Origin of the sequence: Shewanella sp. MMG014, from assembly GCF_018100775.1 — a bacterium.
Lineage (GTDB): Bacteria > Pseudomonadota > Gammaproteobacteria > Enterobacterales > Shewanellaceae > Shewanella > Shewanella japonica.
Genome location: NZ_JAGJDZ010000001.1, coordinates 471712 through 488650, shown reverse-complemented (window position 1 = coordinate 488650; position 16939 = coordinate 471712). Strand labels below are relative to the sequence as shown.

At 39.8% G+C, this 16939-nt stretch carries 14 protein-coding genes; 11 read left to right on the top strand and 3 right to left on the bottom strand.

The annotated features are described in order from the left end of the window. Positions 1-11: 11 nt before the first annotated feature. The 9 genes from ileS (at position 12) to J8L86_RS01975 (ending at position 10970) form a co-directional block, all read left to right on the top strand. Positions 12-2834 (top strand): isoleucine--tRNA ligase, encoded by a 2823-nt coding sequence (gene ileS, locus J8L86_RS02015; RefSeq protein WP_065109056.1) that lies wholly within the window; start codon positions 12-14, stop codon positions 2832-2834. Between the two features lie 9 nt (positions 2835-2843). Beyond that, entirely contained in the window at positions 2844-3341 is a 498-nt protein-coding gene (lspA, locus tag J8L86_RS02010; RefSeq protein ID WP_211028474.1) for a signal peptidase II, read from the top strand. Between the two features lie 11 nt (positions 3342-3352). Then, positions 3353-3787, top strand: a complete 435-nt coding sequence (gene fkpB, locus J8L86_RS02005) for an FKBP-type peptidyl-prolyl cis-trans isomerase (RefSeq protein ID WP_082972330.1) — start codon at positions 3353-3355, stop codon at positions 3785-3787. 31 nt (positions 3788-3818) lie between these two features. Further along, complete coding sequence (ispH, locus tag J8L86_RS02000) at positions 3819-4748, top strand: 4-hydroxy-3-methylbut-2-enyl diphosphate reductase (RefSeq protein ID WP_211028633.1); 930 nt, start codon at positions 3819-3821, stop codon at positions 4746-4748. Positions 4749-5046: 298 nt separating this feature from the next. Next, on the top strand, positions 5047-5598 hold the full coding sequence (gene pilV, locus J8L86_RS01995) for a type IV pilus modification protein PilV (protein WP_065109058.1): 552 nt from the start codon (positions 5047-5049) through the stop codon (positions 5596-5598). 9 nt (positions 5599-5607) lie between these two features. After that, the gene (locus tag J8L86_RS01990) at positions 5608-6582 is read left to right on the top strand and encodes a PilW family protein (protein ID WP_065109059.1); all 975 of its coding nucleotides are present in this window, start codon (positions 5608-5610) and stop codon (positions 6580-6582) included. Positions 6583-6598: 16 nt separating this feature from the next. After that, positions 6599-7048 carry a pilus assembly PilX N-terminal domain-containing protein gene (locus tag J8L86_RS01985; protein ID WP_055025638.1) on the top strand — a complete coding sequence of 150 codons (450 nt, stop codon included), beginning with the start codon at positions 6599-6601 and terminating at the stop codon, positions 7046-7048. Positions 7049-7050: 2 nt separating this feature from the next. Then, positions 7051-10557: a PilC/PilY family type IV pilus protein gene (locus tag J8L86_RS01980; protein ID WP_211028471.1), complete on the top strand. Its 3507-nt coding sequence runs from the start codon at positions 7051-7053 to the stop codon at positions 10555-10557. A gap of 2 nt (positions 10558-10559) precedes the next feature. Further along, positions 10560-10970 (top strand): type IV pilin protein, encoded by a 411-nt coding sequence (locus J8L86_RS01975; protein ID WP_055025640.1) that lies wholly within the window; start codon positions 10560-10562, stop codon positions 10968-10970. Between the two features lie 108 nt (positions 10971-11078). Here J8L86_RS01975 and J8L86_RS01970 read toward each other — a convergent pair whose 3' ends face one another. Beyond that, positions 11079-11606, bottom strand: coding sequence for a GspH/FimT family pseudopilin (locus J8L86_RS01970; RefSeq protein WP_055025641.1), 528 nt, complete (start codon positions 11604-11606; stop codon positions 11079-11081). A 98-nt stretch (positions 11607-11704) separates the two neighbouring features. Further along, positions 11705-12223, bottom strand: coding sequence for a GspH/FimT family pseudopilin (locus J8L86_RS01965; protein WP_065109061.1), 519 nt, complete (start codon positions 12221-12223; stop codon positions 11705-11707). 218 nt (positions 12224-12441) lie between these two features. Here J8L86_RS01965 and J8L86_RS01960 point away from each other — a divergent pair, with 218 nt between their 5' ends. Further along, entirely contained in the window at positions 12442-12780 is a 339-nt protein-coding gene (locus J8L86_RS01960; protein WP_055025643.1) for a P-II family nitrogen regulator, read from the top strand. A gap of 68 nt (positions 12781-12848) precedes the next feature. Here J8L86_RS01960 and J8L86_RS01955 read toward each other — a convergent pair whose 3' ends face one another. Then, the gene (locus J8L86_RS01955) at positions 12849-13859 is read right to left on the bottom strand and encodes a LacI family DNA-binding transcriptional regulator (protein WP_065109062.1); all 1011 of its coding nucleotides are present in this window, start codon (positions 13857-13859) and stop codon (positions 12849-12851) included. A gap of 444 nt (positions 13860-14303) precedes the next feature. Here J8L86_RS01955 and J8L86_RS01950 point away from each other — a divergent pair, with 444 nt between their 5' ends. Then, positions 14304-16901 (top strand): TonB-dependent receptor, encoded by a 2598-nt coding sequence (locus J8L86_RS01950; protein WP_065109063.1) that lies wholly within the window; start codon positions 14304-14306, stop codon positions 16899-16901. Positions 16902-16939: the final 38 nt, after the last annotated feature.

The window sequence follows — 16939 nt, the reverse complement described above, 5'->3', positions numbered from 1 at the left end:
GTATAGGATCAATGACCGACTATAAATCTACGTTGAATTTGCCGGAAACAGATTTTCCGATGCGCGGTAACTTGGCTAATCGTGAGCCAGAAATGTTAAACCGTTGGACTCAAAACGAACTTTATCAAAAAATTCGTGACAGTCGAATTGGACGCAAACCATTTATTTTGCATGATGGCCCTCCATATGCGAATGGCAATATTCATATCGGTCACTCAGTCAATAAAATTTTAAAAGACATCATTATCAAGTCAAAAACAATGGCTGGTTTTGATGCGCCATACGTTCCTGGTTGGGATTGTCATGGTCTACCTATCGAACTTATGGTAGAGAAAAAGGTTGGTAAGCCTGGCCAAAAGATTTCTGCTGCTGAGTTTCGTGCAGAATGTCGTAAATATGCAGCTAAACAAGTAGATGGTCAGCGTGATGACTTTATTCGTTTAGGTGTTTTAGGTGATTGGCATAACCCATATCTAACAATGGATTACAGCACCGAGGCTAACATTGTACGCTCTTTGTCAAAAGTGATTGAAAGTGGCCATTTACATAAAGGTGTTAAACCTGTTCACTGGTGTACAGATTGTGGTTCTGCGTTAGCCGAAGCTGAAGTTGAATATGAAGACAAAACTTCACCGGCAATTGATGTTGCTTTCAATGCTGTTGATGCAGCAGCAGTAGCCGCTAAATTTGGCGTTGAAGGCTATAAGACTCCAGTTGCCGCAGTTATCTGGACAACAACACCTTGGACACTACCTGCAAACCGTGCATTATCATTAAGCCCTGATCTTGATTACAGCTTGGTTGAGTTTACTAAAAATGGCGCAACTAAAACTCTAATCTTGGCTGAAGTACTTGTTGAGTCTTGCTTAACGCGTTTCGAAGCTGAAAGCCATAAAGTTATTGGTACTGCAAAAGGTGCTGAGCTTGAGTTGATGCGTTTTCAGCATCCTTTTTCGTCTTTCGATGTGCCTGCTATTTTGGGCGATCATGTTACGACTGATGCTGGTACGGGTATTGTTCATACTGCACCTGGTCATGGTCAAGACGATTTCGTGGTTGGACAAAAATACGGTTTAGAAGTTGCAAATCCAGTTGGTGATAACGGGGTTTATAAAGCGGATACTGAGTTCTTTGCTGGCCAGCACGTGTTTAAAGCAAACAAAGGTGTGGTTGAATTACTGGAAGAGAAAGGCCAGTTATTATGCCATGTTGCTTACCGTCATAGTTACCCACATTGTTGGCGTCATAAAACACCTATTATTTTCCGCGCTACGCCACAGTGGTTTATTTCGATGGATAACCATGGCTTGCGTCCTCAGGCGTTAGCTGAAATTGAGAAAACACAATGGATCCCTGATTGGGGCCAAAGCCGTATCGAAAAAATGGTTGAAAACCGCCCTGACTGGTGTATCTCACGTCAACGTACTTGGGGTGTGCCAATCACTTTACTGGTTAACCGTGAAACTGAAGAGTTACACCCAGATAGTGTTTCTATCATGGAACGCGTTGCTCATCGTATCGAGCAAGAAGGTATTCAAGCATGGTGGGATCTTGAGCTAAGCGAATTAATCGGTGATGAGGCTGAACAATACCGTAAAGTGACTGATACTCTAGATGTTTGGTACGACTCTGGCTCAACATTCTCATCAGTGGTTGCATCTCGTCCAGAATTTAATGGTCACGAAATTGATTTATATCTAGAAGGCAGTGATCAACACCGTGGTTGGTTTATGTCTTCATTGATGATTTCAACTGCAATGAATGGCAAAGCGCCATATAAGCAAGTATTAACCCATGGCTTTACCGTTGATGGTAAAGGTCGCAAGATGTCAAAATCAGTGGGTAACGTGATTGCTCCTTTACAAGTTATCAATAAACTGGGTGCCGACATCCTTCGTTTATGGGTTGCTGCAACCGATTACAGTGGTGAAATGACGGTTTCTGATGAAATCTTAAATCGCAGTGCCGATTCATACCGTCGTATCCGTAATACTGCTCGCTTCTTGTTGGCTAACTTGAATGGTTTTAACCCTGAAACAGACATGATTGCTACAGAAGATATGGTGTCACTAGATCGTTGGGTTGTACGCCGCGCAGCTGCACTTCAAAATGAAATTATTGAAGCTTACGATCAATATAATTTCCACTCTGTTACACAAAAGCTAATGCAGTTCTGTTCTGTAGAGCTAGGAAGTTTTTATTTAGACATTATTAAAGATCGTCAATACACAGCTAAGCAAGATGGCCATGCTCGTCGTAGTTGTCAATCTGCGCTATACCATATTGCCGAAGCGATGGTACGCTGGATTGCGCCTGTACTAAGTTTCACTGCTGATGAAATTTGGAAATTATTACCAGGTGAGCGCACAGAATTTGTCTTTACTGAAGAATGGTACCAAGGGCTTGAGTCAGTGACTTTAGCTGATGACTTGAGTGATGAATACTGGCAGCAGTTACTGACTGTGCGTAATGAAGTTAATAAAGTATTAGAACAAGCTCGTCGTGATAAACGAATTGGTGGCTCTTTAGAAGCTGAAGTGACTCTGTTTGCTGATGCTGATTTAGCAGCTCAACTTGGTAAGTTATCAGACGAACTTCGCTTTGTTTTACTCACTTCAAAAGCGAAAGTTGAGTTATTAGACAATGCTTCTGCTGATGCAATCGAAACTGAACTTAGCTCGCTTAAATTAATGGTTTCAAAAAGTGAAGCTGAAAAGTGTGAACGTTGCTGGCATTACAGTGACGATGTTGGTTCTAACGAGTCACATTCAACACTATGTGGTCGTTGTGTTACTAACATCGAAGGCGATGGCGAACATCGTGATTTTGCTTAAGGGTTTATAATGCCATCGACTTGGAAAGAAAGTGGCATTCGTTGGTATTGGGTAGCTGTATTGGTTTTTTTTGCCGATCAGCTATCTAAGCAATGGGTGTTAGCGAATTTTGAGCTGCATGATTCAATACAGCTTTTACCTTTTTTTAATTTTACTTATGTGCGTAACTACGGAGCAGCATTTAGCTTTTTAAGTGAAGCAGGTGGTTGGCAACGTTGGTTATTTACCATTATTGCTGTTGGCTTTAGTGTGCTTCTAACTGTTTGGTTAAGAAGACAGTCTTCATCACTTTGGCGTTCAAATTTAGCTTATACGCTGATTATTGGTGGGGCGATAGGCAATTTAGTTGATCGTTTAATGCATGGCTATGTAGTAGATTTTATCGATTTCTACTGGAATACAAGTCATTACCCTGCATTTAACATTGCTGACGCTGGTATATTTATCGGTGCGGTATTGATCATTTGGGAATCATTTAAGCCTGAAGAACCACCGACAGGAAGTTAGGGAGAGCTACATTGTCTGAGCAACACACTTTAACCCGTTCTATTTTATGTCATATGAATATCCTTCTAGAGGATGGTTCTACAGCAGATAGTACAAAAGCGTCTGGTAAGCCTGCTCGTTTTAATACTGGTGATGGCAGTTTAAGCCCTGCATTTGAGGCGCAAATTAGCCAATTGCAGCAAGGTGATAATCACACTTTTACTTTAGAACCAGTTGATGCGTTTGGTGAAGCAAACCCTGATGCTATCCATCATATGGATAGAAGCCGCTTTCCAGCTGATATGGAATTAGAAGTGGGCGTGATAGTCAGTTTTGGTGGTCCTGGTGGTAGCGAAATACCAGGTATGGTGCGTGAAATCGCTGGTGACTCCATCACTGTTGATCTAAACCATCCTTTAGCGGGCCAAAAAGTCACTTTTGAACTTGAAGTTGTAGAGGTACTTTAACATGCTAAAAGTTGACCCAACTTCTCCTGAATTGAATATATTGTTAGCTAACCCACGTGGTTTTTGTGCTGGTGTAGATAGAGCGATTAGTATCGTTGAAAGAGCACTAGAGTTGTTTGAACCACCGATTTATGTCCGTCATGAAGTGGTACATAATCGATATGTGGTTCAAAACTTAAAAGACCGTGGCGCAATCTTTGTTGATGAATTAGATGAAGTACCTGACAATTGCATCGTGATCTTTAGTGCTCATGGTGTATCCCAAGCGGTAAGAAAAGAAGCTAAGCATAGAGGACTGAAAGTCTTCGATGCAACATGTCCACTTGTGACTAAAGTGCATCTTCAAGTCACCCGTGCTAGCCGTAAAGCAATAGAGTGTATTTTAATCGGCCATGAAGGACATCCTGAAGTTGAAGGTACTATGGGTCAGTATGATAATCCGCAAGGTGGCGTTTATCTTGTTGAGTCACCGGAAAGCGTAGCGGCATTAGAGGTTAAAGATCCTGACAACCTTTGCTTTGTCACTCAAACAACCTTATCAGTGGACGATACTTTAGACATTATTGAAGCGTTAAAACAGAAGTTTCCTTCTATTGAAGGGCCGCGAAAAGACGACATTTGTTATGCGACTCAAAATCGTCAAGATGCCGTTCGAAACATGTCTTCTGAAGCTGACTTGATGATTGTCGTCGGGTCTAAAAACAGCTCTAATTCCAATAGACTGCGTGAGCTTGCAGAAAAAACAGGCACTCAAGCCTATTTAGTTGATACCGCAGCCGATGTTGATCAAGCTTGGTTTGATGGTGTATCTAAAGTTGCGGTTACAGCTGGGGCTTCAGCGCCAGAAGTACTTGTTCAACAAGTGGTTGATGCTATAGCTAAATTTGAGCCTTCGGTCATCACCGAAGTGGAAGGGCGAAAAGAAGATACTGTTTTTGCCGTACCCGCCGAGCTTAGATAATAATGACAGCTTAAAGGCCTGATACGAAAACAAAATAAGCTATTTATAAAACCGTGAGCTATTCTGGCTTGCGGTTTTTTTGTGCCTGTAACTAAAGCATGAGTAATTAGTCTATACTCTATAGATCGTTAAATTTAATCTTTAGCTAATATTTGGTATACAATACTTGTTAGTTTTGGTTACATCTTGCTCGACTCTTATTTTACATTGTAGTATTTTGTATCTAAGTTTTAGATTTTAAACAAATAATTATAATCATTTTGTCAATATAGTGGCAGAAAATGGAGGTTTGACACTCATGTCAGCGAAAAGGAATGGATTTTCCTTAATTGAAGTTTTAGTTTCCTTGGTTATTTTGACCGTAGGCTTAATTGGAATTTTTAATCTGCATATCGTCTCAAAACGCGGTAGCTTCGAATCATTTCAGCAAACTCAAGCTTCTTACTATGCCAACGACATTATCAATCGAATGCGTTTGAACCCGTCGGTTTTAGATTCTTATGGTTCTGCAACGGGCACGACATATACAGGTGCTTCTTTAACCGCTCCTTCGAAGGCATGCTCAGGTGCCGCAATTTGTACTCCTGCCGAATTACAGCTTTGGGATGTATATGAGTGGCAATCAGCATTTATTGGCGAGGCTGAAAAAGATGGCGCTAATAATGTTGGTGGATTGCCGTCTCCAAATGGCTGTATCTATGTTGAGCCCAATAAAGTTGTGGTTGTGATGAGTTGGACAGGTATCAGAAAGTCACACGGCACAGAGACTGGTTACTCGGATTACGTCAAAAATTGCGGTGCTAAAAACAACAAAAAACGAATTTTCGAAATTGAGACAGCAATCTTTTAGGTTATTAGAATGATTACTAAACAAAAATTACAAATAGGAATGTCGCTTGTTGAGCTAATGATTGCAATGCTCATTAGTTTGTTTATTTCAGCTGGTTTATTTTCGATGTTCAATATGTCTTCAAGCAATGTGACTACCACAAGCCAGTTTACTCAGTTGCAAGAGAATGGTCGGATAGCTTTAGCTATTATGGAGCGCGATATTAGTCAATTAGGTTTTTTTGGTGACATTACTGGAACCGATTTACTACTGGGTACCAACACCTCAGTTTCAGCTACTGCAGTGCCTAGTGATTGTGTAGGTGATGGCTTCAATAATGCAACGTTTCCTCTAAACGTCCCTGCACACTTCAGAAGGTTATGGGGTTATGAGCAAGGAAATAGCGTTAACACGTTAAACTGTGGTGCTGCAATTTCTCCGATCAGTGGTACCGATGTGATTCAAATCAAACGCTTAGTGGGTCCAGAAACCGCAGTTCAAGATACTAATCGATACTATGCTTCAGTGACCTCAAATGAAATTGAATTTTTTAATGGGAGCAGTGTTGCTCCGAATAAGTTAAATAGTAGAGTTTGGGAGTATCAGCATCATATTTATTTTATTAAAAATGATAGCGGGATACCTATTCTTAGTCGTAAAACCTTGAATATTTCTAAAGGCATGAACAATGAAGATCAGTTAGTAGAAGGTATTGAGAACATAAGGTTTTTGTATGGTTTTGATGATGATGGTGATTCAACTCCCGATTCATTTATGCCAGCTAATGAAGTGTCAACCATGATGTGGGATAACCAAGGGTTTCAGAGATTAGTTGCGATTAAAATCTATGTATTAGTTCGATCTATTCAAGAAGATGATAGTTATGAGAACGAAATAGTCTATCAGTTAGGTGATAAATCAATTCCAGCAACGAATGATAAATATCGAAGAAAAGTGATGTCGACCACTGTCGTGTTAGATAACCCTGTTTTAATTAGAAATTAATATTTAGGTTACTTCAATGATTAAACCATTAAAAAACCAGCAAGGAATGGTGTTATTTTTTTCCTTAGTGGTACTGATTGTTATGACTATTATCGGAGTCGCATTAGCGGTGAACTCTAGTCAATCCTTAAGAATGGCGGGTGCTGGCGGTGACCGAGTTTCTGCATTAGCTCAGGCACAAGGAGGGCTAAACATCGTGATTAATGACAATGTCACGCATAACTTCAGCACGAGAACTGCCGATGGTGTCGTAACTGAAATGGATGGAACACAAAATATTAAGTTAATGCCTGAAGATAATCCAGGTATCGACGTAAACTGCCAGCGTACTGAAAAAGCAAGCGCGGCTAATTTAATCAGCTGCAGACGCCTAGAAGTTTCGAGTTCTGCTACTTTTGGAAGAGGCGGTGTAGGACAACTTACCGTTACAACGGGCATTGAGCAAGAAGTGCTCACCGGGAGTTAAACATGTTTAAGAAGATATCCACTTTTACTTTAAGTTTTATGACTATTGCTCTAGCTGCGACAAGTATCGCTGATGATACTGAACTATATGTAGCAGAGTCTTCAGCAAGAAGTAACGATAATCCGCAAGTATTACTTATATTAGATACATCCGGCTCAATGGGTGATAATTCTTTTACTGCTCCTAGATTTCATGATCAAGGGAGTATTGGAGGCAGTACTAAGTTATATTTTTCGAATGATGGTGCCGTTGTTCCAGAACTAAGTAGTAATCAATACATCTTAAACTCAATCAATGGCTGTGCGAGTTCTAAAACGTTCCTTGAAGAATATGGAATATATACGGGTTATTTTCGTCAGTATGAAGGCAGTGTTTGGAGTAAATTTCCATTAACAGATGGTAGTGCTGTATCGACCGTAGATTGTTATGAAGATATATATGAGCAAAATACAACCAACGCTAGTGGTGTTTCTGCCGGGTATCCCGTCGACGCGCTTGCCTCTCCTTATGATTCAGATATTGAAAAAGCTAAACTGACCGATTTTGGCTTAGGTGATCCAATACATTTTTATACTCAAGAATACGTAACTTGGTACCATAATGATAGCAAGCCAAATGGCAAGGCAAATGGCAGCTCATATACACGTATGGATGTGGCAAAACGAATCTTAGAAGAGCTTATAGTCAGTACTCCAGGTATAGACTTTGGTTTATTAATATTTAACAAAAACGACAGTACTTCTAAAGATGGCGGTCGTATTATTTCTGGTATTAAAGAGGCATCGGTTGCAAACAAAAATAGCGTAATTACGTCTATTCAAGATTCTGATTCTATTCACGGCAACTATACGCCTTTATGTGAAACCTTATTTGAAGCTTATAGTTACTTATATGGTAAACCAGTCAAATTTGGCCATAAAACATCAGGCTCTACCTCTAATCCTTCCTATGATACAGCTATCGAGTCTAACGGGAATTATATTTCGCCATTCGTGAATAAAGATTGCCAGTCTAATGCATCAATTATTTATGTTACCGACGGAATTCCAAATTTAGATGTTAGTGCCGATTCTGCAATCGCGTTATTACCTGGTGTAGACTTGACATTAGGTGAAGAAATTAACGAGTGGGGTACTATGAAAACCAATTATTTAGCTTCACTATCTAATTGGATGTACAACAACGATGTCAACCCAAATGCACCGTCTGATCAAGTTGTATCGACTTACACGATTGGCTTTAGTTCTGGTGCTGATGCCGCTGAAGCTTTATTAGAAAAAACGGCCGAAAAAGCTGGTGGTGAATATTATAAAGCAAACTCTGCTGAAGCATTGAAAGCTTCGCTTTTACAAGCTGTAACAGCAATTCAAGGAACGGATTCTAGTTTTACTTCTCCTTCAGTAGTGCTTGATAAAACCCAAACTGGCGATGACGCATATTTTGCAATGTTTTTGCCTGATAAAGGACCTCGTTGGTCAGGTAATTTAAAGAAGTTTAAAGTGACTGCTGATGGGACTGTAGTTGATAAAAATGGCAATGATGCATTCGATAGTTCAGGTACTATCGCTGCAGAAGCTTGTCCGTATTGGACAACTGATTGTACTGGCGATTCATACCGTGGCTATCATGTTTCTGATGGCGGTGTTGCAGGGGTCATGAAGTCAACTTATAGCTCGTCTGTTAGCTCAAGAAAGGTATTGATTAACGCAGGTAGCAGCGGTGACTTAGTTGCCTTCACGCCGGCAAATGCCAAATTAAATAGCTATTTATCTACAGATGCTGATTTAGCTGATTACATGGGAGTCGACATTAGCGGAATCGATGACAATTTTGATTGGGCGAAAGGCGTCAATGTTGATGATGAAGATCATGATGATAAAGCTGACACTGCGCCTCTCTATTTACGTCAAGATATCATCGGCGACCCGCTGCACTCAAGGCCGCTTGTTATTAACTATGGCAACTCTTCAGAGCCGGATAACCGTATTTTAATGGGAACAAACCATGGGTTCCTTCATATGTTCAAGGATGATGAAACTGCTGATGTACCCGTTTCTGAATCTTGGGCATTTATGCCAGCCGAATTGCTTAAAAATATAAAAGGTTTACGTGATAACCCTCAGACAGGTGTTCACTCTATATACGGCATGGATAGTTCGCCAGTTGCTTATATTGAGAGGGATTCAAGTGATAAAGTCTCAAAAGCATGGTTATTTATTGGTATGAGACGAGGTGGAACTTCATATTATGCTTTGGATATTACAAATCCAGATTCACCTTCATTGAAGTGGATTTCTCAAGTTAGTGACTTTACTTTACAAGGTGAATCGTGGTCAGAACCTGTAATCACTAAGGTTCCTGGTTGGCCTTCTGGAGCAACAACTGCAGCTGATGCTGATCCTGTATTGATTATCGGCGCAGGTTATAACCCTACGACAAAAGATGGCTCAAATGTTGGAAGTTCAGATAGTATTGGCACTGGGGTCTATATTATCGATGCCGATAATGGAACAAAAGTATATACTTTCGGACTAACAGGCAGTGATACGGTAATGCCAGGGCTTTCGGATAGTATTCCAAATAAGGTCGCAATTCTTGATAGTAATAATGATCAGTTAACCGATAGAGTTTATGCGACAGATACTGGTGCCAATGTATGGCGTCTAGATATGCCAGGTTTGCCAAATGATACCTCAAACCCTTGGAGTGCTTTCAAATTTGCAACTCTCGGTGGTGGGACAACAACAACTGATATTCGTTTCTACTCAGAGCCTGTTGTGGCACAAACTACTTTCAGTAACATTGCAGAACATACGCATACGGATGGTAGTGGAACCTCAACAACTACAATGACTTATCAAAGTATTCCTTATGATGCTGTTGTAATAGGAAGCGGACATAGACCCCACCCTCTTGATAAGGCAAGAGCTGATAAATTCTTTACATTGCAAGATAGAAATATTGTCACTAAATCTTATAGCTCTGCAGCCAGTAATACAGCACCTGACCCCCTTGAACTAACAGATCTCTATAATGTGACAACTGAATCACCTTCTTCAGATTCTGAGCTTGTAACATTTGGTGCCAAGAGAGGCTGGTATTATAACTTTAGTGATGCAGGTGAGAAATCATTATCAGCGGCAACAATTGTTTCAGGAAGAGTCTTTTTTACTTCATATGTGCCTGAAACTGGAGCCAGCGAAACCGCATGTTTAGTCCCTGGTCAAGGGCGCTTATATGGGTTCGATTTACATAAAGGTGCGAGGACGTATAGCCATAGTGAAGACTATTTTGTAATGGGTGAACAAGTACCTGATACGCCAACATTAGTAGTACCAAAAAATGGCGATTCAGACAGCTATATGTATTTGATAGGTATTGGTGATGCTGCTAATGATATGATTAAAAACGATGTTTTAGGCGACGATGGTTGTCCTGAAGGCGATGATAAATGTATCGGTGGTGGCTTAGGTGTCAATCGAATTTACTACCATCAGAACGAGAATTAAAAATGGTGCAATATAATAGAAAAATCTCAGGTTTTACGTTAATTGAAGCCATGATTACACTTGTGGTGATTGGTATTTTGGCTTCGATTGCCTACCCTAGTTATACTAGCTTCGCTGCTAGAGGGGCCCGTGCAGATGCTCTCTCAGGGCTTATGAATATGGCTAATAGGCAAGAACAGTTTTATTTGGATCATAAGAAATTTACCAAGAATATGAAACAGTTGGGAATGGATACCGATCCTTATATTGTAGATAACGGCTTTTATGAGATAGATGCTTCTGTCGGCTCTGCGACTAAATATACCTTGCAAGCAACAGCGATTGGAACGCAAGCGACTAGAGATACAGATTGTGCAGTTATTCAAATCACTTCTGATGGTGTTAAAACGCCGGCTGAATGTTGGAGTAATTAACTTTTGCTCTAGGTTAAAAAAGAGTTTATGGATTAGATAACCATAAACTCTTTTTTGTAGAAGATATTAAAAATGACCTTGGATTAAATGTACTAGATCATATCAAGATTATGTGCAATTCACATTTTCTGTAATGACTTGCACTCTGCCTGATGCACTTAATGACACTTGTTTTGAGTATGCGCTGTCTGTGGAACCTGGGCAGTAAGTTATAGTTTGAGCCGTTGAGCCACTAACAAGACCATCTGTATTAAAGGTGATTAGGGACGAAGAAGAGGTTTTTATAAAATCATCATCATTGAAAGCATCAATAAAACGAAGTACATCCGTATTATTGTCCTTTATGCCGTTTTGATCATCATCTATAAAAATTGCAACTCCGTCTATCCAATTACTCGTGCAGCCTGAACCGTCTCCAGGGCATACCGAGACTCTTCTGCCAAAACTTACAGCTTGGTTACGAGCAAAAACCAATGCTGACTCAAGTGAATTGGTAGCAGCCCGACTTCGACTAGATTCATATAGGTAAGTTAACGAAGGAACCGCTACAGCGATTAAAACTCCTGCAACTACAAGTGTGATCAATAGTTCAACCAGAGTAAAACCGTTAGTTAATCCTTTCTTTATTTTTATCATCCATATTTCCTCAGTAATACTTAAGTCAGTATAAGGTAATATGAGTGCGAAATCAGCGTTTTTGTCAATCTAAAGTTGGCCATCATTAATCGCGAAATTCAGTCTTGTTGGCATTCAATATTCTTTTTGCGAGAGAACCTTATTCTGCCAGACTGATTAATAATGACCGCTTTTGAATATGGGCTATTATAAGTATTAGGGCAGTATCTAAAGGTCCCATTGGTGCCAGATGCTAAACCATCAGGCTGGAATCTAATAGCGTTTCGATTGTAATAAACAATATCATTAGAATCGAATGGTCCCATAACATATAGAAGTTCATCTTCACTGCCAAGTTCATTGCGTTTGCCCCCATCAGTAAAAACGCTAAAGCCGCTTTGCCAATCCCAATTACATTGCGAATTGACTAAAGGGCATACTGTGACTCTTGTGCCGAAAGTAATAGCATGATTTCTGGCGAGTTGGATTAACTGCTGGATAGATCTAATTGAACTTTCGCTTCGAGATTGTTCAATAATGACTTCAAAGTAGGGTAAAGAAAAGGTAGTTAAGATCGCTGAGATAGATAACGTGACAATCAGCTCTACTAGGCTAAAGCCCATGAATTGGTATTTCATAAAATCATCCTTGATTTATTTTGCTAAGCAATCCCGCGAAGCAATAAGGCTAAGTATAGATTCCTTTTGGTATTAAGCGAATTTTAGTTTTTTAAAAATACTCCATTAAATTTAAAGCAAAAAAAGTGATGTTAAAGTAAGATAGAAAGCGATTTTAGATTATTAATGCATATATACTTCAAGTATATAAAGACTTCCCAAGTGCACAGGAGTGATTGATGAAAAAAGTAGAAGCCATTATTAAACCGTTTAAACTTGATGATGTGCGAGAGTCACTTGCGGAAATAGGTATTACTGGGATGACAGTTCTAGAGGTTAAGGGCTTTGGTCGTCAAAAAGGCCACACAGAGCTTTATCGTGGTGCTGAATACATGGTGGACTTTTTACCTAAAGTTAAAATCGAATTGGTCATCCAAGATGAGCAGTTAGATCAAGCAATTGAAGTGATTGTTGATACGGCAAGAACTGGTAAAATTGGTGACGGTAAGATTTTTGTTACTGATATTGAACGTGTTATTCGTATAAGAACGGGCGAAGAAAACGAAGAAGCTGTTTAATCTTTGACATTTTGAATAACAAAAAAGCCTCTAAATTTTAGAGGCTTTTTTGTCACTAACAACTATGATTAGCGAGTCGATGAAGAGTCTCTAATGACGGGCTCTGGAGTAAATACCATTGAGCGTTTTTCTACGGCCTCTTTACTGTTAGCAATTAGTAATTCAGTTGCGACTTTTGCAATTTTGACGTTAGGTTGATGCACCGTCGTCAGCTTAGGCCAAGTTTGGCGTGAGAATGGACTATCCTCAAAGCCTACGATGGAAAGATCTTTTGGGATATCTAATCCAGCTAATCTTGCGGCAAATAAAGCACCTGCGGCTATTTCATCGTTACATGCGACAATTGCAGTTGGACGCTGAGATAAATTTATTAACTTATTGGCATTTTCAACACCGGATTCAAAAGAGTACTGACCATCTAGTACCCAGTCAGTGTTTACGCTTAGTTGGTTTTGTTTTAGTGCGCTTTTAAAACCACTTAATCGTTCTTTGGTTGATTCATGGTGCTGATCACCACTTAAAAATCCAATCTCTGTATGTCCGATATCAATAAGGTGCTGTGTTATTTCTAAAGCGCCGTGCTTATCGTTTACTAGAACAGCTAATCCATTGTCTGCACAGGCTTTTTCTCCTGCAATAATGCGGACGTAGTTGGCATCTATTTCATCAAGGGCTGCTAAAATAGTAGGGTCCTCAGACATCGGAGGCGTTAATACTAGACCAGATAAACGTGAATGCTTAACCATCTTAGTTAGTTCATCACAAATATCCGCTGATTTTGCATCACACGGGTGAATAAGTAATTCGTAACCTTTGTCTTGGCAAGCAGACAAAATACCATTTTGCATATCAATAATGTAATAAGCGTTGGGATTATCGTAGATAAAGCCGATGACGTAAGATTTAGTACTGGCAAGATTACGGGCAGCTAAATTGGGTTGGTAATTTAACTCATTGATTGCGGCATTGACTTTATCAATGGTGGCTTGTCTTACAGAGCTTTCTTTATTGGTGACTCTTGATACTGTTTTGATTGATACGCCAGCATGTTTGGCAACATCATTGATGGTTACTTTCATTTGTTTATAGCTCTTTTATCCAGGCGAGTAGCTTAACAGTTATTTATCTCAATTTGATGACATTTATCCCCTAATAACGTGTCTTCAAACCGTGTACTTGACGAAATAACGGTAGCTCATATAACTCTAATAGTGCTTATTTTTACTTAATTAGGCAATCTCCAATTATCTATCTGGTTTGAACAGTGGCTTTTATAAAGAGCTTGTATCAAAAATGCTACAAATTATTATTTTTCTCAAGGCTCTGTTTTTTATAGATTTAAATGGATATTCTTATCTTTCTTTGATTGTTTTTATAACAAAAAATGCTCAGTAAAGTTATTTTGTTGTGGCAAGACTGTTAATAATTGTGTAATGTTTGCTCTAGACATGACAGCGTTGTCATTCCGGTTGGAATGGTTATGTATCCAAAAACGATAATAAAGTTATGGAAGGGAAATGAAGATGCGACCTATTAATTTTAAGAAAAATGTTTTAGCAACTAACATTGCTATTTTGATTGGCAGTATGGTTTCAGTAGGAGCAGTAGCTGCTGATGCTGAGACTGCTGAAGAAAACATTGAAAAAATCGAAGTAAAAGGCATGCGTGCCTCGATGAAGGCTTCGGTTAATGAAAAACGTTTTTCAAACTCAGTTGTTGATGCGGTAACCGCAGAAGATATTGGTAAATTTCCTGATGGTGACGTGGGTGAGTCATTAGGCCGTATACCAGGTGTTGCTGTAAACCGTCAGTTTGGCCAAGGCCAGCAAGTGTCAATTCGTGGTGCTTCAAGCAGCTTAACACGTACACTACTTAACGGACATTCAGTAGCTTCTACTGGTTGGTATGATCAACAGTCTATTGACCGTAGCTTTAACTACAGCTTACTACCGCCTGAAATGGTCGGTGGGATTGAAGTGTATAAGTCATCTCAGGCTGATTTACCTGAAGGTGGCGTGGGCGGTACGGTAATTGTTAAAACACGTAAGCCATTAGATTTAGATGCCAACACTGTATTCCTAAGTGCTAAAGGTGATTACGGTACAATCTCTGAAGAAACTGATCCTGAATTATCTGGCTTATACAGCTGGAAAAATGAAAACGAAAACTTTGGTTTCTTAATTTCTGCTGCGGGTTCTGAAACAACTTACCAACGTAATGGTATTGAATCATTGCTAGGTTGGGGTGATATCGTCCCTACGACATTCCAACAAGATCGTGAACGTACAGCGATTAATGGTGTATTCCAATATAACCCAACTGATAATTTAGAGTTTGGTTTGAACTTAATGAGCTTAGACATGAAAGCAAACAATGCTAACACGTCTTTATTCGTAATGTTCCCAGATGATAAAGATGCTGCTTGTGAGCAAAAAAATAGCAACGGTACTTGTACCTTCTATCGCCGTGGTGCAGATGATGCAAACCCAGGTTGGGCACAAACTTGGGCTCGCCAAGCAAGCATGGATTCAAATACCGTAGATTTCGATTTCAAATATGAAGCCGATAGTTTCACTATGGAAGGCCGTGTTGGTAATACTAAATCTGAAGGTGGTACCGATTTAACTGCTAACTATGGTTTTTGGTTAGGTACACCAGCTGATTACGCTGGTACTTATGATGCGACTGGTGAAGTCATTAAAATTGATGTAGCAAATAAATCATTTGGTGCAGAAGATTTTGGTGGTCAGTTAGCGCCAGCGGGTTGGTCTTTAAAGAAACAACCTAACTCTGATGAAGAAACTTACGCACAATTTGATTTCACGATTCCTGTTGATTTAGGTGCAATTACCTCATTTAAAACTGGTGTGCGCTGGGCTGATCATGATGTTAAGCAAGAGACTTATCCTGCAATAGTTAATGCTGATGTCACTTCAAAAGATGCAACAGCTTACTATGGCGGCTCAATGTCTTCAGGTGCAGGTTACACGTTACCTGAGCCGAACCTTGACGCAATGCTAAAAGATGCAAAAGCGGCAATCAGTGGTTTCAGTAAAGACGGAACCGTTTATAAGTCAGGTTACGGTACAATTAACGAAGAGAACTTAGCATTATACTTAATGGCTGATTTTGAAGCCGACGGTATCCGCGGTAACTTTGGCCTACGTTATATTTCTACCGATGCGTCATCAGATTATTATGCACTCCAAGCTGACGGTTCTTATGCAGATAACTTAAGCACACTTGATGCAAGTTACAGTGATGTTTTACCTAGTATGAACATTGCTTTTGATGTTGCTAGTGATGTGATAATTCGTGCCTCTGCAGGACAAGTTATCTCACGTCCTAATTACGGTGACATGTTTGCATCTTCTGCGTTAGCGGGTTATGCAGACGGAACAGCGGGTAACGAAGTCGTCAACACAGGTAACATTGCCCTTGAACCATTTAAAGCGACTCAAGCTGACTTAGGCGTTGAATGGTACTTCAGCCCTGATGGATTAATGAGTGCGGCATACTTTATTAAGGATATCAGTTCGTTTGTTACTTCTGATCAAATTCTTGACCAAAGTATCGGTATTATTGACCCTGATTCAGGTGAAGATAATTGGACTAAGTCAACCAAGAAAAACGGTACTGGCGGTCAAATTCAAGGTGTCGAACTACAAATCCAAGATGGTTTCGATAACGGATTTGGTTACTCTGCAAACTATACTTTTGCTGATTCAGACGCATCACCTGAAAATTACCCAGACGAAGTTAGCGTGTTCTCTGATTCTTCTAAGCACACAGTTAACTTAGTGGGTTATTACGAGATGGAAGACTTCTCGGCTCGTGTTGCTTATAACTGGCGTAGTGAATACATGATCCGCGAATTACCAGGTTTCTATGGTAACCGTGAGCACCAAGACTATGGCACATTGGATTTAAGTGCTAACTACAACATTACTGAATATTTAGGTGTTTCATTTGAAGTAGTTAACTTACTTGAAGAGGACAGTGTTCAGTTAGGTGTTGCACCAGATGGTGCGGATGTGAAACCAGAGCTAAAAGGTGGTTACCCAGCTTGGAGTTTTGAAGGTGAAGCACGTTATAAAGTGGGCTTAAACCTACGCTTCTAATTGGCTAATTTGTTTATAGCCGAGTCAAAAAAGCCTAG